23 protein-coding genes and 1 other RNA gene are annotated in these 23708 nt (G+C 57.2%); 10 read left to right on the forward strand and 14 right to left on the reverse strand.

The features are described from left to right. Positions 1 to 49: 49 nt before the first annotated feature. From AACR93_RS15225 to AACR93_RS15240, 4 genes are all read right to left on the reverse strand, one after another. The gene (locus AACR93_RS15225; protein ID WP_043851212.1) at positions 50 to 475 is read right to left on the reverse strand and encodes a DUF2787 domain-containing protein; all 426 of its coding nucleotides are present in this window, start codon (positions 473 to 475) and stop codon (positions 50 to 52) included. 29 nt (positions 476 to 504) lie between these two features. Next, positions 505 to 981: a lecithin retinol acyltransferase family protein gene (locus AACR93_RS15230; protein ID WP_052497082.1), complete on the reverse strand. Its 477-nt coding sequence runs from the start codon at positions 979 to 981 to the stop codon at positions 505 to 507. Between the two features lie 64 nt (positions 982 to 1045). Further along, entirely contained in the window at positions 1046 to 1786 is a 741-nt protein-coding gene (locus tag AACR93_RS15235) for a hypothetical protein (protein ID WP_043851213.1), read from the reverse strand. Positions 1787 to 1796: 10 nt separating this feature from the next. Continuing rightward, positions 1797 to 2117: a hypothetical protein gene (locus tag AACR93_RS15240; protein ID WP_043851214.1), complete on the reverse strand. Its 321-nt coding sequence runs from the start codon at positions 2115 to 2117 to the stop codon at positions 1797 to 1799. A 244-nt stretch (positions 2118 to 2361) separates the two neighbouring features. On the opposite strand from AACR93_RS15240, the gene AACR93_RS15245 reads away from it, so the two are divergent. After that, positions 2362 to 2712, forward strand: coding sequence for a helix-turn-helix domain-containing protein (locus tag AACR93_RS15245; protein WP_043851215.1), 351 nt, complete (start codon positions 2362 to 2364; stop codon positions 2710 to 2712). Here the strand turns inward: AACR93_RS15245 and AACR93_RS15250 are convergent, their stop codons facing one another. The 3 genes from AACR93_RS15250 to AACR93_RS15260 all read right to left on the reverse strand — a co-directional run bounded on the left by AACR93_RS15250 (position 2713) and on the right by AACR93_RS15260 (position 5746). After that, on the reverse strand, positions 2713 to 3714 hold the full coding sequence (locus AACR93_RS15250; protein ID WP_043851216.1) for a recombination directionality factor: 1002 nt from the start codon (positions 3712 to 3714) through the stop codon (positions 2713 to 2715). Continuing rightward, complete coding sequence (locus AACR93_RS15255; protein WP_043851217.1) at positions 3711 to 4700, reverse strand: YqaJ viral recombinase family nuclease; 990 nt, start codon at positions 4698 to 4700, stop codon at positions 3711 to 3713. Before AACR93_RS15255 ends, AACR93_RS15250 begins: the two co-directional genes overlap by 4 nt. A 95-nt stretch (positions 4701 to 4795) precedes the next feature. After that, complete coding sequence (locus tag AACR93_RS15260; protein ID WP_043851218.1) at positions 4796 to 5746, reverse strand: DUF932 domain-containing protein; 951 nt, start codon at positions 5744 to 5746, stop codon at positions 4796 to 4798. Between the two features lie 755 nt (positions 5747 to 6501). Between AACR93_RS15260 and AACR93_RS15265 the strand changes: the two genes are divergently transcribed. Together AACR93_RS15265 and AACR93_RS15270 are read left to right on the forward strand one after the other, a co-directional pair. After that, positions 6502 to 6735 (forward strand): helix-turn-helix transcriptional regulator, encoded by a 234-nt coding sequence (locus AACR93_RS15265; protein WP_081000975.1) that lies wholly within the window; start codon positions 6502 to 6504, stop codon positions 6733 to 6735. 257 nt (positions 6736 to 6992) lie between these two features. After that, positions 6993 to 8108 (forward strand): inovirus-type Gp2 protein, encoded by a 1116-nt coding sequence (locus tag AACR93_RS15270; protein WP_052497083.1) that lies wholly within the window; start codon positions 6993 to 6995, stop codon positions 8106 to 8108. Positions 8109 to 8250: 142 nt separating this feature from the next. On the opposite strand, the gene AACR93_RS15275 is transcribed toward AACR93_RS15270, so the two are convergent. The 4 genes from AACR93_RS15275 to smpB form a co-directional block, all read right to left on the reverse strand. Next, positions 8251 to 9123: a hypothetical protein gene (locus AACR93_RS15275; protein WP_043851219.1), complete on the reverse strand. Its 873-nt coding sequence runs from the start codon at positions 9121 to 9123 to the stop codon at positions 8251 to 8253. A 241-nt stretch (positions 9124 to 9364) separates the two neighbouring features. Next, positions 9365 to 10603 carry an integrase domain-containing protein gene (locus tag AACR93_RS15280; protein ID WP_043133121.1) on the reverse strand — a complete coding sequence of 413 codons (1239 nt, stop codon included), beginning with the start codon at positions 10601 to 10603 and terminating at the stop codon, positions 9365 to 9367. A gap of 164 nt (positions 10604 to 10767) precedes the next feature. Further along, positions 10768 to 11127: a transfer-messenger RNA gene (ssrA, locus tag AACR93_RS15285) on the reverse strand. Between the two features lie 162 nt (positions 11128 to 11289). Next, positions 11290 to 11778 carry an SsrA-binding protein SmpB gene (gene smpB, locus AACR93_RS15290; RefSeq protein ID WP_005344095.1) on the reverse strand — a complete coding sequence of 163 codons (489 nt, stop codon included), beginning with the start codon at positions 11776 to 11778 and terminating at the stop codon, positions 11290 to 11292. Positions 11779 to 11947: 169 nt separating this feature from the next. Between smpB and AACR93_RS15295 the strand changes: the two genes are divergently transcribed. Both AACR93_RS15295 and AACR93_RS15300 read left to right on the forward strand, forming a co-directional pair. Next, positions 11948 to 12382, forward strand: coding sequence for an SRPBCC family protein (locus tag AACR93_RS15295; protein ID WP_005344096.1), 435 nt, complete (start codon positions 11948 to 11950; stop codon positions 12380 to 12382). Further along, the gene (locus AACR93_RS15300; protein ID WP_005344097.1) at positions 12375 to 12737 is read left to right on the forward strand and encodes an RnfH family protein; all 363 of its coding nucleotides are present in this window, start codon (positions 12375 to 12377) and stop codon (positions 12735 to 12737) included. Before AACR93_RS15295 ends, AACR93_RS15300 begins: the two co-directional genes overlap by 8 nt. A gap of 97 nt (positions 12738 to 12834) precedes the next feature. On the opposite strand, the gene AACR93_RS15305 is transcribed toward AACR93_RS15300, so the two are convergent. Both AACR93_RS15305 and fadE read right to left on the reverse strand, forming a co-directional pair. Further along, complete coding sequence (locus AACR93_RS15305) at positions 12835 to 14109, reverse strand: amidohydrolase (RefSeq protein ID WP_043851220.1); 1275 nt, start codon at positions 14107 to 14109, stop codon at positions 12835 to 12837. A 158-nt stretch (positions 14110 to 14267) separates the two neighbouring features. Further along, the gene (gene fadE / locus AACR93_RS15310) at positions 14268 to 16724 is read right to left on the reverse strand and encodes an acyl-CoA dehydrogenase FadE (RefSeq protein WP_043851221.1); all 2457 of its coding nucleotides are present in this window, start codon (positions 16722 to 16724) and stop codon (positions 14268 to 14270) included. A 256-nt stretch (positions 16725 to 16980) separates the two neighbouring features. On the opposite strand from fadE, the gene lpcA reads away from it, so the two are divergent. From lpcA to AACR93_RS15325, 3 genes are all read left to right on the forward strand, one after another. Further along, positions 16981 to 17559: a D-sedoheptulose 7-phosphate isomerase gene (gene lpcA / locus AACR93_RS15315; protein ID WP_033114978.1), complete on the forward strand. Its 579-nt coding sequence runs from the start codon at positions 16981 to 16983 to the stop codon at positions 17557 to 17559. A 134-nt stretch (positions 17560 to 17693) separates the two neighbouring features. Beyond that, positions 17694 to 18485, forward strand: coding sequence for a class II glutamine amidotransferase (locus AACR93_RS15320; RefSeq protein WP_043851222.1), 792 nt, complete (start codon positions 17694 to 17696; stop codon positions 18483 to 18485). A gap of 297 nt (positions 18486 to 18782) precedes the next feature. Further along, the gene (locus AACR93_RS15325; protein ID WP_043851223.1) at positions 18783 to 19118 is read left to right on the forward strand and encodes an Hpt domain-containing protein; all 336 of its coding nucleotides are present in this window, start codon (positions 18783 to 18785) and stop codon (positions 19116 to 19118) included. Positions 19119 to 19147: 29 nt separating this feature from the next. Here AACR93_RS15325 and AACR93_RS15330 read toward each other — a convergent pair whose 3' ends face one another. After that, positions 19148 to 20062 carry a gluconeogenesis factor YvcK family protein gene (locus tag AACR93_RS15330; RefSeq protein ID WP_043851224.1) on the reverse strand — a complete coding sequence of 305 codons (915 nt, stop codon included), beginning with the start codon at positions 20060 to 20062 and terminating at the stop codon, positions 19148 to 19150. 116 nt (positions 20063 to 20178) lie between these two features. Here AACR93_RS15330 and AACR93_RS15335 point away from each other — a divergent pair, with 116 nt between their 5' ends. Beyond that, positions 20179 to 21363 carry an FIST signal transduction protein gene (locus tag AACR93_RS15335; RefSeq protein ID WP_043851225.1) on the forward strand — a complete coding sequence of 395 codons (1185 nt, stop codon included), beginning with the start codon at positions 20179 to 20181 and terminating at the stop codon, positions 21361 to 21363. A gap of 15 nt (positions 21364 to 21378) precedes the next feature. Next, positions 21379 to 23475 (forward strand): PAS domain-containing hybrid sensor histidine kinase/response regulator, encoded by a 2097-nt coding sequence (locus AACR93_RS15340; RefSeq protein ID WP_043851226.1) that lies wholly within the window; start codon positions 21379 to 21381, stop codon positions 23473 to 23475. Positions 23476 to 23708: the final 233 nt, after the last annotated feature.

Consider the following 23708-nt stretch of genomic DNA (forward strand, 5'->3'; position numbering starts at 1 on the left):
ACTGGCGTGAGTAGTGGGATAGAGCTAATTCTTGGGTCATCGTGACCTCCTAATCTCCTGCGACCGTGACGCTGAAGCATTCCAACCGGCAGTAGGCAATGAAGTTGCTTTGCCAGATATCGAACAATTCCCGCGCTTCGGCCAGCCGCAGCGGTCCCCAGCCCAACATGGTGTGTTCCCCATCGAGGAAGTTGAAGTCGATCTCCTTGCAGAGCTCGGCATCATGGCCGAGCCCCTGGTAGCTGAAGTCGGTGACGTAATCGAACAGCCAGCCATCTAGCCCACGGATCAGCCGGATCTCGACGGGGTGCACACCTCCTTGCTCGGCGCTGTAGCCGGGGTTGCGGAAGTTGAACGTCAGCTGGGTCAGACGCTCCAGATCGAGTGAGGTGTTCGCCACCTCCTGACAGAGCAGAACCAGCAGGGTTTGTGCGACGGGCAGGGCAAAGCCGCCCCGGTAGAAGGGAATGATCATGATTCTCTCCAAACAAATGACAGGGGAATTTAACGAAAGGGCCAGGGTGGCAGTAGGGTGGACAGGGTGCGAACCCACGAGGTCAAAGTAGACAACGTGGTAGGAACGGTAGTGAGTTCAGGTGGTGGCGGCTCTTGTGTCAATGCAATGCTCAGCATGGCCGTGCTCCAGGCTTGCTCAACCTGTTCACTGCGATGCTCCCCCTGGATACACCAGGTGACAAAGTGCTCGCAGTTGTTGAACTGCAGGTGATAGGCCCGCTCCCCGAGCCGGCGATAAGCCCGTTCCAGGCTTTGCGCCGGGCTGTAGTAACGGTGGCTGTAGGTTCGCAGATAACAGGGGCCGTCCCCTGCAAATGTCTCCAGTGCAGATACCACCACTCGTCCCGTCAGCGGGGCCTCGCTGGACAGGGGGCCCACGTAGTGAATGACCTTGCTATCGCCTGCGTAGAGACCGTGATGGTCATAGCCCCATTTCATCACGACCAGATGGTCACCAGGTTGCATATCTTCTCCTTTTACAAAAGAAAACGCCCGGTACAAAACCGGGCGTAGAGAGGCGTGTTTTTGCTTATTCAAACGTGTAACCGGCATCCCCCCGGTCGGTATGGATAACCACCTCCAGTACCCGGCAAAGCGGTGTTGCCATCTGGAATCTGGCCTGCTGGCCAAAGGCTAGGGGGGCAGGGAAGACGGGAACATAGCCTTTCTTATTACCCTTTTCGTCGTAGCCAACGGCTTGCTCATGAACCTTGCATTGGCCTCGGTTGACCGTGACGCCAGTGATAGTGAGCGGGTCATTGCGTGACCGCACCCGGAGTATCCCAGGCTGCGATTGCAGTTCAAACGCCAAAGGCGCCTGGACCGGTTCAGGTTCCGGTGTCGGAAAGGCACAAGCAAAGGCGGCATCTGTGGCTGCACTCAGTGTCTCTTGCACGCCTGCGACTGGCAGTTCAACGCTTTGGCCATCTTGAGTGATGGCTTGCAGCGAGGTTGCGGTGCGCAGCGCGGCCCACATGGCATAGAAGGTCTTGCTGTCATTGCCTGCCACCATGCTGGGGAGCGTGGGGTAGGTATGGCCATTTATTCGCAGCCAGACAGACTCTGTTGCTGCCTTCCCGGCTTGATTGAGTTCGATGCCACTCAACTGTCCCATGCGGCAGGAGAGGTACAGGTAGGTGGAGTCGTCAACGGTGGCGGAGTATTCCGTCACCCCCTGACCCCAGCCATCATTCCAGCGACCATGGTCGCCAAATGCCAGTACCGCAGGCGTCAGCAGCAGGCCCAGCAGGGCGATCATCCATTGATGCATCACAGGCTCCTTACACGGCATAGCCGAGGATGTTTGTCATAAAGCCCTGAAAGGCGAAAAAGCCAATTAGGGCACCGATGGCCTGTGGTCCCATCATCCAGAACACTCTGGCTTTGAAGGTGTCCACGGCGCTGCTGGTTGCAATCCAGTCGGGGTGGGTGAAGCGGCGAAACCATTCACCGAGGCACATCCCCACACCCGTGAACAGAGTGCCGAAGACAAAGGTGGCGCTATGCCCCCAAAAGCCCAGCCAGGGGGCTTTGTCGGTCCAGGCGATGTTGATGGTCAGGGCCAAGAAGAGCAGGCCAGCAATAACAAAATAACGCTTCATGGTTTTCCTCATGATTGAGTGAATAAAAGGTTCCCCGGCCAGCAATAACTCGCCAGCCGCAGGGAGGGGTAAATCGGGTGCTAAGGACGCAGCCGGGCTGCAGGCGATGGGATCGCAGGTTATCCCTGATAGGTAATACGCCTCCTGATGTGTCTGTGATGGACTGATAGGGTTGATATTCGCCTTTTTGAGTCCTTATCGTCAATGAGTCCATGGTCAACCATACGGGTTGACTGGAGGACTTATGACAGACATCAACATCAAGCAGTTGGCCAAGACGGTTGGCAGAGCCATTGCCCGTCAGCGTCAGCAAGCTGGACTGACCCAGGAGCAAGTGGCGGAGCACCTCGATATCGGGATGGAGGCAGTCTCCCGGATGGAGCGGGGCATCGTAGTGCCGACCGTGGTGCGACTGGCCGAGTTGGCCCAACTGTTTGATTGTGAGCTGGCGGACTTCTTGCGCGAGACCAGCAACCGCCCCACCGAACAAGGCATCGTGCTGAGCCAGCAACTGGCCCGGCTGGATGATGCGGACCGGACCCTGTTGCTGGAAACTCTTGAGCGCTTAGTCGAGCGGCTCGCCCGTCCCAAGTGATCACCCGCCGTTAGGCTGGTTGGGCACCCGAGCGCCCTTGCCAAGCTTGTTGGTCAACGGTGTCTTTCTGGGTTGCACTTTCGGTCGAACTTCGGGCACCCCTCTTTGCGCTGAGGTGGCCGTGGCTTGGGGCTCATGGCCTTGAGTATCAGGGCCTTCGGCGCGGTTTTCCTCTGTACTGACCTCCGGGTAAAATTCTTCCAGCAATAGCGGGATCTCCTCTTCCCCATCCTCAAACTGACCGTTACGCAGTAGCTCGCGGGCGGCTTGTTCCATCTGGTCGATGGCAAGGCCCGCCTCACGGTCGTGCAGGGCCGCCTCCTGCGCTAGTCTGACCGCCTCGGTCAAGGTAGTCTCTTCGCGCAGCGTCAGGTCCACGTAGTAAACCGGTGTGCGATAAGACTGGGTGGTGCTCTTGGCCCTCAGCCGCAGGGTGAGCGGCAGATAGCGGGTCTGGCCACCACTGACCGCTTCCAGATACTTGAGCCTTGCTGCCAGGGTACGCACCGAGTTGTAGCCGGTGGTGCGGAAAATAAAGCTGCCAAGTTCATCCCCTTGCCCCTCCACAAACAGGTTCAGCCTCCCATAGAGCTTGCAGCCATGTTGCCCGCCGTAAGCGCAGCGCTCAGGGCCTGGGCAGCTGACCTCTTCCATCCCCTGTGTTCCCACCCGTTTTGCCACCTCCCCATTACCGACACACAGCGGCCTGCCGGTTTGCCTGTCAAAGGCGCTGTATTCCGCCCGCAGGTTCAGGTCACTGTCGTTGAACAGTACCCGCACCGGGATGGCGCGGATCTTGGCCTGCTCATGCCCTTGGGCACTCTTTTGTGACAAATAGTGCTGATGAAGGGGGTGGAGCAACCATCCCCCTTTCTGCTGTACCTGGGTGGTGAGGGTGAAGCTGTCATCCTTCTCCGGTACCCACTTATCCTGTTTTTGCACCAGCTTGCCGATGCAGATCCGCCCGATCACGGGCGGGGTGATCGCCAGTCCTTTGATCATGGTGTTTGCCTCAAGGGTTGAATGGTAAAGCGGCGTGAGCCGGGCACCGGCTTAACGTAGTGGCTCAGTAGATCGGGGTGATCCTGGCCGAGTCGTTCCAGGTCAGGCGCCATCCTGTCTTTGCTGCGCTTCCAGGTGATCTTGCCATCGGCAAACAACCCTGCGGTGGCCTCGCCAAGGGTGGCTTGCAGCCGCTGTTTGATAAGGGACTCCTGTTGCTCGACGGCTTCTTTCTGTTCCCGCAATTGCAGCAGTTGCCCGAACATCTGGTTGAACTCGGGGGAATCGGAGAGATCCACCGTCTGGCCATCGTCACGGGGGAATAGCCAGCCCAGCGCATTAGCTGCATCGCTGGAGCCATCGGGTTCGGGCTGCTGATTTTGTTGCACCCTCTGCCAGAACTGCGCTTCCCGCTCGGTGAGATCCTCGATCTTCTCCTCATCGCGCTCGATGCGATAAATCCGAAAATCCTGGCCGCCGATCAGCACCGCCACCTCGGCCCAGGCATGGCCGGTGACGGCGAGCTGATGCAGTACCTGGCACTGATAGGCCACCGGCACTCCCTCTTCCCATTGCGGGGCACTGTGATAGCTGGCGGTCTTGATCTCGAGGATGCCGGGACCATCGGGATGACCGACCACCTCACGGTCGAGGTTGGCGAGCATGAACTCGAGCTCGGGGTGCTGCAGCACCGCATTGAGCCGGCGCACCTTGTAGCCGGTGCGCTTGGCGTAGACCTGTGCCAGCACTGGCTCGAGCTCGATGCCCCACAGTACGGCCTCTTTGTTGGCGATATCCTCCGGCTCCTTGCGGCCGGTTTTTTCCAGCCACAGTGACAATGGACATTTGTAGGGGGAGAGCCCCACCGCCACGGCGGCATCGGAAGAGCCGATGCCCTGCTTGCGGATTGCCAGCCATTGCTCGCGGGTTAATTGGGTGGTGGAGGCCAGGCGCAGTGCCTGACCATATTTGGCTTTTGCTTTCATGACGACTCCTTGCCGGCGGCATAAACGACACCGCCCGGATTGGCTTGCACCAGTCCGGGTGAGGTTGCTATGCGGTTTGAATTAGGGGCGGGTAATTACTGCAGCAGGGTGAGTGCCTGGTTCAAGGCTTGGGCTTTGAGTTGAGCGCCCTGACCGAACCAGGCGGAATCGAGCCGGTGATCCTGACTGCGAGCCCGGCGATGGTGATCCACAAATTCGGTAACAGCATTGACCAAGCCCCAGGCGGTATTGCGGGAGCTGGCCAACTCAGAGCCCATACCTGCGCCCTGGTAGAGCTCATGCAGGCGTTGCACTGGTCGGGTGAGGATGATGCTCTCCTCATCCAGCGGCTGAGCCAGCAGGTCGCTAAAGAAGCGCAGCGCTTCTTCGGGGGCAACCGGACGTTGGGCCAATGCCTTGGTCTGAGCTTTGAACTCATCCCAATGGGAGAGCCCCAACCCCAGCGACTCTTTCACGGCGGTGGCATCAAACTGGGTGGAGTGGGGCACCTTGATGGCCCCGGTACTGTCACGCAGCGCGATCTGCAGGGTGTTGTTGCAGACCACCCGCAAGGATGTGAACTGAGCGGTGGTGCAGAGCGTGCCATCGCAGCTGGTGGCCAGCAGCAGATAGGACTTCACCAGATCGCCGCCTTTGAGCTTCAGATCCTGGCCGGTCTTGGCCAGCGCCCAGAGCTTGCGGCCGCCCTTGAGGGAGCCAGCGGTTTCCAGCTCAAAGCCTCCTGCTTCGACAAGGTCTTGATAGAAGTGCAGCACCTCGTGAGGCTGCACCACGTTATAGCGCTGGGAGACCACTGACAGGGGCGACAGGGTATCCGAGCGGTAAAGCACCTTGCTGTCGGAATAGGGGCGGATATGCAGTGCATCGGAGGCGACATTAAACATCACGTCGCTCTGCTCGATGGTCCAATCCATCCCGGCTGCCTGCAGCCAGATATCCAAAGATTGTTGTGGGGGCAATATATTGCCGAGGCCATGCCAGGGCGTTTGGCCAACGTAGGCCATGGTGTCGATAAGGTGCGCCATAAGTTTCTCCTGAGTTGGTGGGACATATATCTCAATGTGTCAGGAGGTAATGTGTGTATGAGAAAAGCTCGAATTAAGATTCTGCGAAAATATTGCATGCACATTTTTGCTCAGAGGTAAGGAAACAAGCAAGTCTTGTGGTAAAGGTCTGGCGTCTGTCTTTGATAGAGTGGGCATGCCTTGGGTGTTATTTTTTTACAGAGGCGACAATATATTAGCGGGTATGGCGATAGGAAACGTGTCCATTGGTTGTTTAAGGGGCCGCCCTAAGTAATTACCGACCAAGTAGGCTAGGTGTATATGCAACGTAAACATAGGGGAGCAGCTGATCGTGTCCTTGTTATCTTTGCATCACAGGGCCTCTCGTCGAAAATTCCCTACACATTTTTTCTTAAGGCTGTTGGGCTGAAATGCGAGCCCAAGCAATATCGTGCTGAGACATGGTTTCACCATGGCTCGTCGGAGGTCGGTGAGGCTAGCAATGATATCCATGCGAGCCACGCAATACTCGCAACCACACCTTTCTGTTCAGCTACGGTGACTAACCAGAGCATCGGACACTGTCCCCACCATCTTCCCCTACAGGGCAAGTCATCACAGGGGTTTACTAACTTGTATGCAGGTGTAGGGAGCCTTAGCTTGTGCATTTTTGCACTTTTTCCCGACCTGAACCGGTTGAGGGAAAAAGCCTGCTGGCGTGCTCGAAAAAGTCTCGTTACCCTCCCTCTCATCATCAAACGGGAAGGAGACAACACATGTCACACAACGGTCAAAAGAAACTACTCAGAGTACGAGAAGTTGCGGAGAAATTGGGTATATCTCGCTCGACTTTGTATGACTGGACCAATCCAAAGTCCCCTCGATTCGATAAAACCTTTCCCCCAAAGATAAGGCTGGGAAGAATGGTGGTCGGGTGGATGAGCAATGAAATAGATGCATGGCTAGAGGGGCGAACGAATAGCTGCTGGTCAGCACTTAACTTTGAATAGTAACAGCGTAGGCAAAAAGCCAGGCTAGGCTTGCCATATTGAATATGGCCGCCTGTAATTTACAGATGTCAAGAGTAAGTGCGATATGGGTTTATTTGATATCTATCTAATCTCTATACCTGTGTCTATCTAATAGCAGCCCTGCCACACGGCATATATCGGCACCCACAGTGCCGTAATACAACCACACGTCACATACAGGCTGTACTAATACAGCTCTGGGTAAGCTATACGCATTAAAAGCATGAGGGCTATATATGGGCGTCGATAAAGCAGTGAGTAAATCGCTGCATGCTATACCGCATCTTTCAGAATGGGAGGATTATCAGGCTGGTCCAGGACTATTGGTGAGCTCCGCGTTGAAGAGCGCTCAGAAGCTCTCCAAAGCGTTGTTTCATCTTCTGCCTAAAGAACACAAGGCTTGGGACCATCGGGAGTTCAAACGAGCTTGTAAGTGGTTAAAGCTTATGCTGGAGGCCTCTACACCTCTGAGAACAATGAGAATGTTCCGACTGCATCCCGATCTGGACATATGTCTCAGCTACCCGTTTCCAGCAGCACTGGTAACACTACTCCAACAGTCTCCCCCACTGATCCCCGCAGCGAGAAAGCAGTTAGATGAGGGGCTACAACGGTACATTGCGCTGTTACGTGAGAAACTCAGCACACCGGAGCATCGTCAAGCTGTGCACAGCTTTATGCTTGGACCTAAGAAAAATCGAGCTAGTCTGGTCCGTTATATTGATGCGTTATTTGAGCAGCATCAGAAGCTGCTGCTGCTGCGTATTGACTTGCACTATCAGGAGCCAGTGTGGCGTCATCGCTACCCAGACAAGCTACTCGGTCAGTTCCGCCGACTACTGAACAACCGAAAGAACAACCGGATTTTTGATGACTTTGTAGGCTATGCGGCTAAGCTGGAGTTTGCTTCAGGGGCGGGTTTTCACTTGCACTGCATGTTCATCTACAACGGCTCCAAGAGACGTGAGGATGTCGTTATTGCCCAGCAGATTGGGGAGTACTGGGTACAGCTGACTGGCGAGCCGGGACGTTATTACAACTGCAATTATCACAAACGCAGCTACAAGGAGGTCGGGATAGGATTGATCCACTACAAGGATGGCAAGATGCGCAAAAACATCGAGCTGGCTATCGACTATATGACCAAGCCGGAACTGTATATGAAACCCCCCATTGGTGTGGGGCCGAAAGGGGGTGCTGGTAGAGTATTCTTTCGTGGAGAGCTCCCAAGCAAAACCCAGTCCAAGCCTGGTCCGGTACGTAGCCGGACGTATATCAGGTCCAAGTATCGCCGACTCGGGGAGTTACTTCACTTGAACGATGGTGAACTGGAGAATTTGCTAGGTGAATAATGGACTACGGCTTTATGTCGAAAGGAAGCCTTTCGAGGCTTCCTAAGCTAGCAGCCCTTGCCTCCCAGTTCACATGGCGTCTCTCGTGCATCCAAGAGAATACCATTCATCAAAACCAAGGGGGCGGTACCTGTGCAGATAGCTATTCCCAGTCCCAGTATTCGCTGGACTGTTTCGTCGCCGGAATATGCTCTTTGATAACCTGTGAGGCTTTTATGCTCATCGGGTTGACCGAGAAACTATCCCACCATGCACAGAGCTCAGCTTCAGAACGCACAGTTGGTGGTGGGCGGGCGGTATCTTTGTGTTTAAAGTCGTAATGTAAAATGCCACCAGGCTTGAGCCATTCCCGAAGGTTTTTTTCCGTTCTCTTCATTAGATTTTCATCGTTTTTAGGTGGTTTTGGAAAATCCCAGACCAACTTGCCTTCCTGAATCTCAAGCATCAATTGGTCACGAATGGCATTTAGCGCAGATTTAACATCTCCATTCCAGCCTCTCAAGCCTCCTTCTGCGGTCTTACCACTGGGCTGCAGTTCTGTAAGCAATTCTCGAGCTCGTGCTTTAACCCCAGCTAGTTTGATACCACCGCGTTTAGCCTGTGCTTGTTTGCTAAGTGAGAGGAAGTAAAAAGCTGCATCGACTACACCGATGTAATAGCTGGCTTGGGTGAGATTGCCCCATGCTTGCTCATACTGCTGCCGCCGGAAGTCTAGGTAGGCAAGTCGTAGATATAGGCGAGCAGGCATCAGGATCTTAGGGCAATTAACATAGTACCCCTTTTCTACTTCAAACGGAGGTAAGCCAGTTGGTTTAGGCGCTTCACCGTGAACTTGCCAAGCACCCAGCCGTCGTTCGTTACGTAGAAGGTCTCGACTGATTCGCATCGTGAGCAGTAAGTCATTTCGAGAGATAAACTTAAATTTGAGCAGCTTGTTTTTTAGATCATGTGCCGCACCATGTAGGTGTTTGAGCTTATCGCGCAGTTTGGTGCCATCACTGTTGGTCGTTTCCATGTGTGTTTCCAGTTGGTACTACATGCTCTACTGAGTACCACACCGAAAACGGACAGTTAAGGCTGAGTTGTGGAAGTGTGAGCCTCGTCTCCTAAGTTCTCCAGAATCGCCGGAGCTGAGCTTGGTCCCACTCGGAACGCCACCTGCGGACTGAGGATCACTTGATAGATAGACTGACCTCGCCCCAGTAGACGATCCTGCCCTAGAACGGCTGGGACGTGTCTAGATCACTGGTGGCGATTCAACCCGCCATTGTTGGTGGTATCCATGTCAGCGCTGAGCCGATTTTGGATGCTGCATCAATATGTTCTGACCACCAGACCATCATTTCTCGGCGACGTTCCAGATAATCAGTGCGGTTGTATGCACTGCGCACTTCATCTTTGTCAGAGTGTGCCAAAGCGGCTTCAATAACGTCTCTGTCAAATCCTCTCTCGTTTAAGGTTGTGCTACCCAATGCGCGTAAGCCGTGAGCGACCAAAGTCCCTTCATATCCCATGCGTTTCAAGGCAGCATTGGCTGTTTGCTCATTGGTGTGAGTTTTCGGATTGCGCAGCCCTGGGAAGATAAATTCACGATGGCCACTGATCGGTCGCATGAGCTCCAGATAGGCAAGTGTCTGCGGCGTCAAGGGGACGTCATGGCCTCTACGCTTCTTCATCCGCTCTGGTGGGACCCGCCAGAGTTTCTTCTCCAAATCGATCTCTGCCCACCGGGCTCCAGCGGCCTCGCTGGGGCGAGCCAAGGTATGCAGGCTCCATTCGATGAGGCAACGGGTCTGCAAATTGATGCTGGCCTTCGATAGCCTGTTCATCAGTTCCGGCAACTGGTTGGGGGTGATGCTGGGCATGTGCTGTTTGGCTGGCCGCTGAAACACCTTGCTAATCCCCGAACAAGGGTTGGCATCGATCAGGCCGGAGTTAACGGCAAAGGTCATGATCTCGTTCACTCGCTGGGTGAGACGGCGCACGGTTTCGAGTTTTCCTGCGGCGGCGATGGGCTCGATGATCCTGATGGCTCGCTGTGCCTTTATTTCCATAATGGGCACAGTGCCGATCTCGGGGAACAGATACATTTCGAGCGAACGCCAGAGATCCTCGGCATATGCCGGGGTGACGGAAGGGCGTTTGACATCAAACCAGCGCTTGGCGACTGCTTCAAATGTGTGCTCGCTCTGTGATAACGCGGCGGATGCCTGCTCGTTACGATGATGTTGGGGATCGATGTTTTGTTGCAGCAACGATTTGGCTTCGGAGCGTTTCTCTCTCGCTTCAGCCAACGACATCTCCGGCCATGATCCGAAGCTGATCATGTTTCGTTGCTTGGTGAGAGGGCGGTAGTAACGCAGGCGCCACAACTTGGAACCATTGGGCTTGATGACGATCTCCAGGCCAGCCCCGTCGCAGAGGGTGTATTCCTTCTCCTTGGGCTTGGCAGCTTTGATCTCAGTTGGGGACAAGGGGCGGGTGATACGAGGCATAGGCATACGTTCCTGAAGGCATACAAAACCATATGCCTAACGATATGCCTAAAAGGGTTGGATGGCAACGCATGCCATTGGACAGCGTAAGACAACAAAAAACCCGCAAAGCCTTATGTTATGCGGGTTTCTTGGACTTCGTTGGTCCTCGTTGGACCGGTATTTGGTGGAGCTGGGGGGATTTGAACCCCCGTCCAAAATTACTACATCCTTGGTACTACATGCTTAGTCACTCTTTACATTCGCCAACCCGCTGCGGAGAGACACGCCACGAATTGACTAGCTCGATTGGTTTTAATGCTTCCGCCCCGAGCAGGACTTCCACACGATCCTGTGAAGGATGACCTTCCGATTCCCTAGGACACAGGCAAGCTAGGGTAGAAGGGCTCAGCGCAGGTTATTAAGCTGCGAGTGCGTAGTTTTCGTCGTTTGCGACTATTTTTTTGCGGTTGATTAACGAGGCCTACCGCACCTCGGCATGCACCTTGGGTTTCGTGAATCTTGTCGAATCCAGAATCAGCCCCAAGTTGTTAAGAGCGATTGTACGCAAAAATGCTGGTATGGCAAGGCGTTGATGGCTATTCCCGCCAGCGGGTGGTCTGTTTGCCGATTTATTGTGCGCAGTGGCCGGGGGAGGGGAACCGGAAGTGAGGTGTCCGGACGGGAATCGTCCGGACATCAGAGGGTTAGCCGCGGTACTTGTTCTTCATGATGCGGGCTTTTTCCCGATCCCACTCGCGGGCCTTGGTATCTTCGCGCTTGTCGTGCTCTTTCTTGCCTTTTACCAGACCGATCTCGACCTTGACCCAGCACTGTTTCCAGTAGAGGGCGAGGGGGACGACGGTATAGCCCTGACGGGCAATCAGGCTTTCGAGTTTGTCGAGTTCACGACGGCTCAGCAGCAGTTTGCGGGTACGGGTCGGGTCACACACCACATGGCTGGAGGCCGCTTGCAGTGGCAGGAAGCTGGAGCCGAACAGGTAGGCTTCGCCATCGCGGAAGATGACATAGGCTTCGCTGATGTTGGCCTTGCCCGCCCGCAGGGATTTGACTTCCCACCCTTGCAGGGACAGACCCGCTTCGATCTTCTCTTCGATGAAGTATTCGTGGCGCGCGGTTCTGTTGAGTGCAATGGTGCTGGACCCGGCTTTGTTTTTACTGTTTTTTTTGCTCATGACGGGCGATTTCCGGCAATGACTAGGAGGCTCGTATTATACGTAGGCGGGGGCGGCTGTAAAACGCGCGACGGGTCAAGTGGCCGCTTTCTGAGCAGTTTGGCCGAGGTTTTACCTCCAAAAGCGCCAACATGGTGATAAAATCGCGGCGATTGGATGAGGAAAAGCCATGCCCCGTATTACTCGCAGTGCCCTGGTGATGTTCAGTGCCGAACAGATGTTCAAATTGGTCAACGATGTGAATGCCTATCCGCAGTTTCTGCCCGGTTGTGTTGGCAGCCGCGTGCATGAGGCGGGTGACGATTACATGATGGCGTCGGTCGATGTGGCCAAGGCGGGCATCGCCAAAACCTTTACTACCCGCAACCAGCTGGATGTAAACCGCCAGATCAGGATGGAGCTGGTGGACGGCCCATTCAGCAAGCTGGCGGGTTGGTGGACCTTTACTCCCCTCGACGTGGATGCCTGCAAGGTGGAGTTTGACCTCGATTTCGAATTTACCTCCAAGCTCATCGAAGTGGCCTTTGGCCAGGTGTTCCGCGATCTGGTGAGCTCCATGGTCTCCGCCTTCTCCAACCGGGCCAAGGTGGTGTACGGTGCCTGATCAGCTCAATATCGAAGTGGTCTATGCCCTGCCGCAGCGCCAGACGGTGATTGCGCTGCGGGTATCTCCCGAGACCTGCGTACAAGCAGCCATCGAGCAGTCCGGCATCGTGCAGAAGCACCCCGAGATCGACTTGTCGGTCAACAAGTTCGGCATCTATAGCCGTCCGGTAAAAGGGAGTGATCTGCTGCAGGATGGCGATCGCATCGAGATCTATCGCCCTCTCATCGCCGATCCGCGCGAGATGCGCAAAAAGCGCGCCGAGAAGGCCAAGGAGGAGGGGCGTGCCGATGCTGTGACCGGCGGTCGTCCCAATACCAACCGCAAGCGCGGTGATGGCCAACCGGCTGAGTGACATTGCGCCGCAGCAAGCGGTTGGCAAATAAAAAGGCGCCAATGGGCGCCTTTTTTGATCCTGTTTGCTCAGGTTTCCGAGCTGATGGCCACCGGGTTTATTCCTTGATATGAGCGCAATTCCCCAGTCTGGCATGGGCCCACGCCGCCAGCAGATCGACCCCGCTCTGCATCACCCGCTCGTCGAAATCGAAGGCGTTGTGGTGGTGCGGCGCAGCCAGATCGGCGCCAAGGATCAGGTAAGCCGCTTCGCCCCCCTGCTTTTGCACCCGCTCCATCAGAAAACCGGCATCTTCGCTGGCGCCAAAGCGGCGAGTCTGGATGGTGGCGAGCCCCTGCTTGCGAGCCAGCGCAGCCAGCTCGGCCTGCAGCGCCGGGCTGTTGTCGAGCGCGATGGCCTCACCCTGCTTGATGATGCGGTAGGTGACGCCGTGGGCAAGGGCGGTGCCTTCGACGATGCGTTGCACCTGGCTGAACATGTAGTCGTTGAGGGCGCTGTCGGCGCCGCGGGTTTCACCGTGCAGTTCGGCATGGTCGGGGATGACGTTGCGCCCGCTGCCGGCGTGGAGCTGGCCGATGTTGATGCGGGTCATGCCGTCGCGGTGGCGCGGAATGCCGAGCATGGCGGTGGTAGCCATGCAGGCGGCAGCCAGCGCATTGCTGCCGGCATTGGGTTCGAGCCCTGCATGGGCGGCGGTGCCCATAAAGTGGACGTCGAACTTGGTTGAGCAGAGGAACTCGGTGGGGTTGATCACCAGCTCGCCGCTGCCGGCGTGAATGCCGATATGGAGCGAGAGCAGGGCATCCACATCATCGAGGGCACCGCCTGCGGCCAGCGCCTTGCCACCGCGGCACCCCTCTTCAGCGGGTTGGAAGAAGAGCTTGATGCGCCCGCACAGCTCCTCTTTCATCGCCATCAGGCGGCTGGCCAGCCCAAGACCGATGGCGGTATGGCCATCGTGGGCGCAGGCGTGCATCCACCCCTTGTTGTGGGAGGCAAAGCCCTCCTGCTGCGGCAGGTGCTGCTCGGCGGCAGACTCCTCCACCTCCACGGCATCGATGTCGAAGCGAAAGGCCAGAGTCGGGCCAGGGCGGCCGGTATCCAGCTCTCCCATCAGCCCGGTCACGTCGCCAATGCGCTCCAGCCAGTCGGGATGGGCACCCTGACGGCGGGCGCGGGCTTTCTCGGCGGCCACATCGACATCGCGCCCCATCATCAGATTGCTGGCCAGCAGCTTGTCGCCAAGCACGATGTGATAGCCGAGTTCATTCAGATGGTGGGCAATCAGGCTGGTGGTACGAAACTCTTTCCAGGCCGCTTCCGGCAGACGGTGCAGGTCGCGACGCCACTGGATCAGGTGCTCAAGGGTCATCCTGGCTTCCTTTGTGATTCGGTTTGCCGGCTATTGTGCACTGTTTTGCGGGCGAGGACACCGGGGAAGGGCGCTGGTCGGGGGAGCTGGTGCACGCTGTTGCAGCCATGAAATAAAAAACGCCTCCACAAGGGAGGCGTTGTCAGAGTGCCTGGATATCAGGCGGCGCGATGGTAAGCCGAGGCTTCAAACAGCTTCTTGTTGGCTACCAGATCGATGGGGTCAAAGTCATCGACGTTGATGGTGCGCAGGCGACTTGCTTCGGCGCGGCGCAGCAGCTCCGCTTCGCTCTGGCTCAGCACGCCAGCGGCCAGGCCGATGTCGGCTACCTTGTCCAGTGCCAGGAAGGGGCGCTTGACGCCATCAGCCTTGCACACCTTGTCAAACAGCGGCTCGGCAGCCAGCACGTCATCGAGCGCCTGCTCCAACAGACCGAAGGGGTTACCCTCTTCGCGGGTCAGGTACTGGCCCTTGGCCAGGCGGCTGCGGGTCTCGCTCGGGGTTTGCAGCAGGCGGGCAACCTGGTTGTCCAGTTTGTCGCTCGGACGCTTTATGTCGCGACCCAGCGGCAACACCACGGCGCGCAGGACAAGGCCAATCCAGCGGTTCGGGAAGTTGCGCAGCAGTTCGTCGATCGCCTCTTGTGCCTTGAACATGGCATCTTGCAGTGCCCAGTGAAGCAGCGGCAGGTCAGCCTGCTGGCGTCCCTCGTCCTGATAGCGCTTGAGGGCGCTGGAAGCCAGATAGAGCTGGCTCAGCACGTCGCCAAGACGGGCGGAGACCCGCTCCTTGCGTTTGAGCTCGCCACCCAGGGTGCCCATCGCCATGTCTGACAGGAAGGCCAGGTTGGCAGAGAGGCGGGAGAGCTTCTGGTAGTAACCTTTGGTCTGGTCGCCATAGGGTGCTGCGGCAAAACGGGCGCCGGTCACACCCAGCCAGAAGCTGCGTACCATGTTGCTGATGGCAAAACCGACGTGGCTGAATACCGCTTTGTCGAAGTCCTTGAGGGCTTGCTCCTGATCCGGGTGGCTGGCCGCCAGCATCTCCGGCAACACGTACGGATGGCAGCGGATGGCGCCCTGACCGTAGATGATCATGCTGCGGGTCAGGATGTTGGCCCCTTCCACCGTAACGGCGATGGGGGCACCCTGATAGCCACGAGCCAGATAGTTGTTGGGGCCCATGCAGATGGCCTTGCCGCCGTGGATGTCCATGGCATCGATGATGCACTTCTGGGCGCGGTCGGTGAGGTGGTATTTGACGATGGCGGAGATGACCGAGGGCTTCTCGCCAAGGTCGATACCGGTCACGGTCAGGTTGGCTGCGGCGCCCATGATATAGGCGTTGCCGCCGATGCGGGCCAGCGGCTCTTCAATCCCTTCCATTTTGCCGATGGGCAGCTTGAACTGGCGACGGATGCGGCTGTAGGCGCCGCTCGCCAGGGCCAGCATCTTGACACCACCGGTGCTGTTGGAGGGCAGGGTGATACCGCGTCCTACCGACAGACACTCGACCAGCATGCGCCAGCCCTGACCGGCCATGGCCGGGCCGCCGATGATGAAGTCGAGCGGGACGAACACATCCTTGCCCTGAGTCGGACCGTTCTGGAACGGCACGTTGAGCGGGAAGTGGCGACGGCCGATGCCGACCCCCTTGATGTGAGTAGGGATCAGCGCGCAGGTGATGCCGAGCTCTTCCTCGTCACCCAGCAGGTGCTCCGGATCACGCAGTTTGAAGGCGAGGCCCAGTACGGTGGCGATAGGTGCCAGGGTGATATAGCGCTTGTTCCAGGTGAGGCGCATGCCGAGCATCTCTTTACCTTCCCACTCGCCCTTGCAGACGATACCGAAGTCGGGGATGGAGCCTGCGTCAGAACCCGCTTCCGGGCTGGTCAGGGCGAAGCAGGGGATCTCTTTGCCCACCGCCAGACGCGGCAGGTAGTAATCCTTCTGCTCGTCAGTGCCATAGTGCTGCAGCAGTTCGCCCGGGCCCAGCGAGTTGGGCACGCCGACGGTGGAGGCGAGCACGGCGCTGGCGCCGCACAGCTTTTGCAGGACGCAGGACTGGGCGTAGGCCGAGAATTCGAGGCCGCCATATTTCTTCTTGATGATCATGGCGAAGAACTTGTTGTCCTTCAGGTATTGCCACACCTCGGGGGAGAGATCCGCACGCTCGTGGGTCACTTCCCAGTCGCTGACCATGCGGCAGACGGTTTCCACCGGGCCATCGAGGAAGGCCTGCTCTTCAGCCGAGAGGGTCGCGACCGGAATGGCGTGCAGTTTTTTCCAGTTCGGGTTGCCCGCGAACAGATCGGCTTCCCACCAGGTAGTACCCGCTTCAATCGCCTCTTTCTCGGTGCGAGACATCTCCGGCATGATCGATTTGTAGAGTTTGAACAGCGGCTTGGTTATCTGGGTGCGGCGAAATTCCACCAGGTTGAGCGGGATGGCGATCACCGCAAACAGCGCCCAGACCAGCAAGGGCACATGACCATAGATAGCACCAAGCACCAGCGCAGCGCCGGTGACCAGGGTGGAGATGAACAGGGATGTCCGGCGGTAGGCCAGGGCTCCGATAACCAGGATCACCCCGAGCAGAGTGAGGGTCGTCGTCATTGCTTGCTCCTTGCGTGAAAGATTGCCAACGTGGCGTCACTGATCCAGAGGTCAGACCTGTTGGATATGGCCCCTGTTGTAATTCATACGCACAAAGTTATCAAGCTGTTTACATCTTCATTACCTTGCGACTGTGATCCCCGTAACGCTCGTGGCAACAGGGTTGTGTTGCAGGGGGGAGGGGGCGACTCCGGGATTGGCTTGTGCGAGAATAGCGGTGACTTACACGCACACTAAAAACAGTGGAAGAGACATCATGTACCAAGAATTGATCCGCAACGAACTGACTGAAGCTGCCAGCGTGCTGCAGGCTTTCCTGGCTGACGAGCAGAACCTGAAAAACATCGAAGCGGCTGCCAAGCTGCTGGCCGACTCCTTCAAGGAGGAGGGCAAGGTGCTCTCCTGCGGCAATGGCGGTTCCCACTGCGATGCCATGCATTTTGCCGAAGAGCTGACCGGTCGCTATCGCGAGAACCGCCCGGGTTACGCCGGCATCGCCATCTCCGATCCGAGCCACCTCTCCTGTGTCTCCAACGATTTTGGCTATGACTACGTATTCTCCCGTTATGTGGAAGCGGTCGGCCGTCGTGGCGACGTGCTGCTCGGTATCTCCACCAGCGGCAACTCCGGCAATATCATCAAGGCCATCGAAGCTGCCCGCGCCAAGGGGATGAAAGTGATCGCCCTGACCGGCAAGGATGGCGGCAAGATGGCCGGTCTGGCCGACATCGAGATCCGCGTGCCGCACTTTGGCTATGCCGATCGCATTCAGGAAGTGCACATCAAGGTGATCCACATCCTGATCCAGCTGGTCGAAAAAGAGATGGCCAAGTAATCGGCAACTCGTCGATAAAGGAGTAGGGAGGAGTAGCAGTGATGCACTCCTCTCTGCTCTTCTAATCCGGTTTTTGCTGGCCAGCCCGAGAGCTAAGCCAGTTGTTATGTAGTCAAGGAAGGGGGCATCCGGATATGTGCGAACTGCTCGGCATGAGTGCCAATGTGCCGACCGATATCTGTTTCAGTTTTACCGGCCTGATGCTGCGTGGCGGCAAGACCGGCCCCCACAAGGATGGCTGGGGCATTACCTTTTACGAAGGGAAGGGCTTTCGCACCTTCAAGGATCCCGAACCCAGCGCCCAGTCACCCATCGCCAGACTGGTGCAGGCGCTGCCCATCAAGAGCTGCGCTGTCGTCAGCCATATCCGCCAGGCCAACCGTGGCTGCGTCTCGCTGGAAAATACCCACCCCTTTACCCGCGAGCTGTGGGGCCGTTACTGGACTTTTGCCCACAATGGCCAGCTCACCGGCTACAAGAAGTTGCCAACCGGGCGACATCGTCCGGTGGGAGACACCGACAGCGAACACGCCTTCTGCTGGCTGCTCGACCGGTTGGAGCAGAAATACCCCAAGCGTCCCGCCAACTTTCCCGCCATGTTTCGCTATATGGCCACCTTGTGTGATGAGCTCAGGGGGTTGGGGGTGTTCAACATGTTGCTCTCGGACGGGGAGTATGTGATGACCTACTGCAGCAACAACCTGCACTGGCTGACTCGCTGTGCACCTTTTGGCGAGGCGAGTTTACTGGATGAAGAGGTGGTGATCGATTTCCAGAGCGAGACCACACCCAACGATGTGGTGACGCTGGTCACGACGCGGCCGCTGACCGGCAATGAGAACTGGATCAAGATGGCCCCCGGCGAATTCAATCTGTTCCGGCTTGGGGAGCGGGTGGCGACTAACCAAATCGGCGTCACACCATAAAAAAATACCAGGGTAGATAACTACCCTGGTTCTTCGCAGCAGCCATAAAGGCAAAAAGGGATGAGAGGTGTTGCTGAGCAATATCACTCTGACAAAACAGATTGTTGTTCAATTGTTAATTAATGGCAATTTGTTTGTATCTTTTGCCATTTGTACTGTATCGATAGTGAGAGATCTCTCACGTTTTTCACCTTGGAGCTCACTTCATCATCAGAGGAATAACGGCTGTACAGGCGATCTTGTTGATGGAATTATCTATAGTATGGTCTGTTTGAATACCTTTCTGGGGAGGCGCACATGGAGTGGGTAGATCGCAAGGTATTGCAGCAGTTGGCCGATGACATTGGTCAGGAGATGTTGCCGGTGGTGATCTCTGTCTTTATCGAAGAGGTGGGTGAGCAGTTGGGTCAGCTCAGGCCACTCTATGAGCAGGGCGATTGGGCACAACTGGCCAGAGTGGCCCACAGCATGAAATCATCCTGTGGTAGCTACGGCGCCATGCCCAGCTACCAGCAGGTGATGGCGCTGGAGATGGCCTGCAAGCAGGCCGATGCCGGTGAAGCGGGGCGTCAATTGCAAGAGCTGGAGCACTCCCTGCCCCAGGTTCTCTCTTTCCTCGCAACCTATCAGTGAGGCTGTTTGGTTCGGCGCATGCAGATTAATCAGCGTGCGTTGAGCAGATGCTGGATCACTCTGTCCAGCGCAAGTTTCAGCTTCAAGCGATCGTGGCGGTGAGGCAATTCGCTCTCCCCCAACTCCGCCTCGATCAGTTTGCCTTGCCACTCCCCTGCTCCTCCGGCCTCGCTGGGGGCGAGGATGGCGTCAATCCGTCCCTGACCTATTCTTGATTCCAGCCAGCGACACTGGCTCTTCAGATCAAGCTGGCCAGCTGGCCCTTTCTCCGCTACCAGATTGCAGATAAAGACCACCATGGCGTTGCTCTCGCTGATGGCCTGGGAGATCTCGGCCAGCAGCAAGGGGGGCATGATGGAGGTGAGAAAACTGCCCGGTCCGAGTATGACCATATCCGCCTGTTGCAGCGCCTGTACCGCCTCTCTGGTGGCCTGCACTTCGGGCATCAGGCCAAGGGAGAGCGGTGGGGAGGCGAGCTGGTCAATCGAGACCTCTCCCAGGATCCGGGTGCCACACTCCATGTTGGCGCAAAGATCGGTCGGAAATTCAGACATGGGTAGCAATTGTGACTCGATTTTGAGCATGTCGCTGATCAGCTTGATAGCATCAAGAGGACGGACGCAGAGGTTATCGAGTGCCAGCAACATCAGGTTGCCGAGGTTGTGTCCCGCCAGTTCACCCCGGCCGGCGAAGCGATATTCAAACAGCATGCTGCCGATGCTGGGATCGGTCACCAGCTGATTGAGGCAGTTGCGAAGATCGCCCCAGGCAATGCAATCCTGGCTCTTGCGCAGGCGTCCGGTGGAGCCACCATCATCTGTTGTGGTGACTATGCCGGTCAGGCGTTGACCCAAGAACGAGAGGGATGAGAGCACTCGTCCCATACCGTGGCCACCACCGATGGCTACGACCCGCTCGAAGTCATTGATGTTTTTCTGCCACATGAAGGCATCCTGTCATTGGTCTCAGTTGACCGCTATATTAGCAAGTGAATCGAGGTAATTGTTTGATAAGGGTATGATTTTTGCTTGCGACTGGCATCCGTTAATACGACAAGGAGATGGTGTTGAAATTTCTGACCGTTCACTCCCTCGCTGAAAGCTCAGCGTTGGCGGCTCAAGAGATCTGTGCGCGACTGCGCCACCATTCCATGCAGGCTCCCTCCCTGTTGCTGATCTATTTTACCGAGGCCCATGAGGGCGAGATAGTCTGTTCCGAGCTAAAACGCCAATTCCCGACCACCCGTGTGCTGGGGTGCAGCTCCTGCGGCGGGGTGATGACCGAAGTGGGCCATCATGCCAGACAGGGATATGGTCTCGCTGTCGCGGCGTTTTACGATGAGGCGGGTGCCTACGGCATAGCAGGGGCCAGCGGTAGTCAGGTCGATGTGAGGCAGTTGCTGCGTCGCGCCATGAGTGATTGTGGCCGACCCGGCGAGTTGCCCCAGCTTATCCTCTTTCATGCCAGTCCCGGCCAGGAGGAGGGGTTGCTGGCCGGCATTGAGGCAGAGTTGGGTGCATCCGTACCCGTGGTGGGGGGCTCTGCAGCTGACAACAGTGTCAGCGGCAACTGGCAACTCTGTTGGGATGAGTCGATGACCGGCGATGGCATCGTGCTGGCGGTGCTCTATCCCGACTGCCAGCTCGCGTTTCAGTTTCACTCCGGCTACGTCCCCGCCGAATGCAGCGGCGAGATCACTGCCGGCCATGGGCGGGAGGTGCTGACTATTGATCACCAGCCTGCCGCAGAGGTCTATGCCCGTTGGTGCGGGCGCGAGTCCCCCTGGCCTGTGGGCCCCATCTTGCGCGAAACCACGCTTAATCCACTGGCTCGTCAGGTGGGCTCCCTCGATGGCATTCCCTATTACAAGCTCTCTCATCCGGAGGCGGTTACCGAGCAGGGAGGCTTGCGCCTCTTTACCGACGTGGCGCCGGGCGAACGGTTGCTCCTGATGTACAGCAGTCAGGAGGGATTGTTGCAACGTAGCCTCAATGCAATCCGGATCGAGCCGGGCTATGGTGTCGATGTGGAATTGCAGCCTATCGGCGCGCTTATCATCTTTTGTGCTGGTTGTCGTTTGGCGCTTGGTGATATGTTGTGCGAGTTTGTCGAACAGAGCCGTGCTCGTCTCGGCAAGATCCCTTTTATCACTCCCTTTACGTTCGGCGAGCAGGGGCGGCTGCCCCACGGTGAGCTGGCTCACGGCAACCTGATGGTATCGAGCGTGATCTTCCTGACCCGTTAGAGAACAGGCAACAAGATGATTGGCAACAGCGAACTGGAAGCTCTAGGCGACAAACTGCAGACCACTCTGGTCGATCTGATGCGTTGTCGTGAGCGCGAGGCCAAATACCGGCATGAATCCCAGACCCTGTTGAGCGGGGTTGCGACACTGGCCGATGCCCAGACGCCGGAGCAGGTGCTGGAGAGCCTCATTCAGGTTCTTAAGCCCTTTATCGGGTTTGAGCATGCGGATGTGGTGGCCTGGGAAGGAAAAGCAGGGGTCACCCATCTCACAACCGATCCTGTGGAGCAGGGACGTAACTGGGCCATGACACCGGCATTTGGCCGGGCGATAGCGGGAGAGACGCTGGTGATCTACGACCCTTCCCAGTTGCCGGAGTTGTCGGATCTCGCTGCAGTTCCGGGATGGGCGAGCCTGATGCTCACCGGGCTGCAGGCCCCAGGATTCAGCGCCACCATCATCTGCCGCCACTCCCGTGCCGGCACGTTCGACCTCACCAGCAAGGCGGCGATGCAGCGCTGCCGCCCGCTCATCTCGCAGGCACTGGTCAACATCACTTATCGGGCCCGCTTGCAGGAGCAAGTTGCGGCCAAGACCGAGGCGCTGCAGGCCAGCAAGCGCCGTTTTCGCAGTTTTGCCGCCATGGCGTCGGACTGGTTTTGGGAGACGGATGCCGAGCACAGACTCAGCTACGCCTCCGAGCCCGGCTATCTTGATGAGCAGATGCCACTCTCTACCCGGCCGACCCTCTATGACTATGTTTGCAACAAGGGCAGCCGGGAAGCCAACGTCTACCTCGAATTGCTGGAACAGCGTCAGCCGGTTCGCGCAGTGCGGATGCAGGTCGCTCTGCAGGGAGGACCTTGCTGGATGGAGGTGAGCGCCGAGCCCAGCTTTGATGAAGAGCACAACTTTATCGGCTATCGCGGCACTGCCCGGGACATCAGCAGCCAGATCCGGCGTGAGGAGGAGCTGGCTCGGGCGCGGGACGAGGCCGAGGCGGCCAACCGCGCCAAATCCCAGTTTCTGGCCATGATGACCCACGAGATCCGCTCTCCGATGAACGCGGTGCTGGGCATGCTCGATCTCTTGCTACATGCCGAGCTGGCACCGGATCAGCAGAGCCTGCTGCGTCACGCGACCCATTCGGCCAGACTGCTGCAAACCATTATCGATGATGTGCTCGACTTCTCGAAAATCGAATCCCAGACCCTGGTATTTCACTGCGAGACGATGCAGACAGAACGCCTCTGTCAGTCGCTTATCGAGCCGCTGCAGGCAAGGGCCGATGCCAAGGGGATCGAGTTGTGCTGTGAAGTAGACGATGTGGTGCCCGGGGAGTTGCAGGGAGACCCGATGCGGCTCTCCCAAGTGATTGGCAATCTGCTCGACAACGCCCTCAAATTTACCGATGAGGGGAGGGTGACCCTGCGGCTGAGTTGGCATGAGGAGAAATTGCGGGTTTCGGTGAGTGATACCGGGATCGGGATTGCCCCGGAGGATCAGGCCCAGCTTTTTGAACCCTTCTCGCAGGTTGATAACTCGGCCACCCGTCGCTTCTCGGGGACCGGCCTTGGCCTTGCCATCAGCAAGCGGCTGGTTTCCCTGATGGGTGGGGAGATCCGGCTGGAGAGTGAGCCAGGCAAGGGGAGTTGCTTCTGGTTTGAGCTCAGCAACATGGCGCTGCCCTGTCACTGCCAGCCAGCGCGGGAAGAGAGTGCTCCCGCCCTGCTGCCGCTCGATGTGCTGGTGGTGGAGGATAGTCCGGTCAATCAGCTGGTGGTGTCACTGATGCTGCAAAAACTGGTGAGCCATGTCCGGTTGGCCGTCAATGGGCTGGATGCGCTGGCGCAAGTGGAGCAACAGCAGCCGGATCTGATCCTGATGGATATGCGGATGCCGCAGATGGACGGGCTGGAGGCGACCAGACGGCTGCGGGAGATGGGTTACACCATGCCCATCGTCGCGTTGACGGCCAATGCAATGGCAGAGGACAAGGCCTGCTGTCTGGCGCAGGGGATGGATGATTTTCTCGCCAAGCCGATCACCTTGTCACGGCTGCGTGACTGCCTGCAGCGTCACTTTGGTCAGCGTTTGCCGACGCGCGGATAAAAAAAATGGTCAACTTTGTGGGTTGACCAGATCTTCAGCAAATACTGAAGAGAGCACGGGATAAATCGGGTTGTACAAATCTATATGAAAAATCTGTGCCAACTTTTAAATGACTCTTTTATGTTCAATTTGGCCGTTTAGCGCAGCGGCTCTCTCTTGTTATGGCTTGTTGTGTTCCTACTCATTTGCAAAATGCGAAATTTCGATTTTCATTGTTGGAATAATTGCATTTT

This window comes from Aeromonas sp. L_1B5_3 (assembly GCF_963866575.1).
In the GTDB taxonomy this organism is placed as follows: Bacteria; Pseudomonadota; Gammaproteobacteria; order Enterobacterales; family Aeromonadaceae; genus Aeromonas; species Aeromonas jandaei.

Bases quoted from the DNA above. Each gene is read 5' to 3' on its own strand.
- AACR93_RS15225 (WP_043851212.1), bottom strand. From the start codon at position 475: ATGATCATTCCCTTCTACCGGGGCGGCTTTGCCCTGCCCGTCGCACAA.
- AACR93_RS15230 (WP_052497082.1), bottom strand. From the start codon at position 981: ATGCAACCTGGTGACCATCTGGTCGTGATGAAATGGGGCTATGACCAT.
- AACR93_RS15235 (WP_043851213.1), bottom strand. From the start codon at position 1,786: ATGCATCAATGGATGATCGCCCTGCTGGGCCTGCTGCTGACGCCTGCG.
- AACR93_RS15240 (WP_043851214.1), bottom strand. From the start codon at position 2,117: ATGAAGCGTTATTTTGTTATTGCTGGCCTGCTCTTCTTGGCCCTGACC.
- AACR93_RS15245 (WP_043851215.1), top strand. From the start codon at position 2,362: ATGACAGACATCAACATCAAGCAGTTGGCCAAGACGGTTGGCAGAGCC.
- AACR93_RS15250 (WP_043851216.1), bottom strand. From the start codon at position 3,714: ATGATCAAAGGACTGGCGATCACCCCGCCCGTGATCGGGCGGATCTGC.
- AACR93_RS15255 (WP_043851217.1), bottom strand. From the start codon at position 4,700: ATGAAAGCAAAAGCCAAATATGGTCAGGCACTGCGCCTGGCCTCCACC.
- AACR93_RS15260 (WP_043851218.1), bottom strand. From the start codon at position 5,746: ATGGCGCACCTTATCGACACCATGGCCTACGTTGGCCAAACGCCCTGG.
- AACR93_RS15265 (WP_081000975.1), top strand. From the start codon at position 6,502: ATGTCACACAACGGTCAAAAGAAACTACTCAGAGTACGAGAAGTTGCG.
- AACR93_RS15270 (WP_052497083.1), top strand. From the start codon at position 6,993: ATGGGCGTCGATAAAGCAGTGAGTAAATCGCTGCATGCTATACCGCAT.
- AACR93_RS15275 (WP_043851219.1), bottom strand. From the start codon at position 9,123: ATGGAAACGACCAACAGTGATGGCACCAAACTGCGCGATAAGCTCAAA.
- AACR93_RS15280 (WP_043133121.1), bottom strand. From the start codon at position 10,603: ATGCCTCGTATCACCCGCCCCTTGTCCCCAACTGAGATCAAAGCTGCC.
- smpB (WP_005344095.1), bottom strand. From the start codon at position 11,778: ATGAGCAAAAAAAACAGTAAAAACAAAGCCGGGTCCAGCACCATTGCA.
- AACR93_RS15295 (WP_005344096.1), top strand. From the start codon at position 11,948: ATGCCCCGTATTACTCGCAGTGCCCTGGTGATGTTCAGTGCCGAACAG.
- AACR93_RS15305 (WP_043851220.1), bottom strand. From the start codon at position 14,109: ATGACCCTTGAGCACCTGATCCAGTGGCGTCGCGACCTGCACCGTCTG.
- fadE (WP_043851221.1), bottom strand. From the start codon at position 16,724: ATGACGACGACCCTCACTCTGCTCGGGGTGATCCTGGTTATCGGAGCC.
- lpcA (WP_033114978.1), top strand. From the start codon at position 16,981: ATGTACCAAGAATTGATCCGCAACGAACTGACTGAAGCTGCCAGCGTG.
- AACR93_RS15320 (WP_043851222.1), top strand. From the start codon at position 17,694: ATGTGCGAACTGCTCGGCATGAGTGCCAATGTGCCGACCGATATCTGT.
- AACR93_RS15325 (WP_043851223.1), top strand. From the start codon at position 18,783: ATGGAGTGGGTAGATCGCAAGGTATTGCAGCAGTTGGCCGATGACATT.
- AACR93_RS15330 (WP_043851224.1), bottom strand. From the start codon at position 20,062: ATGTGGCAGAAAAACATCAATGACTTCGAGCGGGTCGTAGCCATCGGT.
- AACR93_RS15335 (WP_043851225.1), top strand. From the start codon at position 20,179: ATGGTGTTGAAATTTCTGACCGTTCACTCCCTCGCTGAAAGCTCAGCG.
- AACR93_RS15340 (WP_043851226.1), top strand. From the start codon at position 21,379: ATGATTGGCAACAGCGAACTGGAAGCTCTAGGCGACAAACTGCAGACC.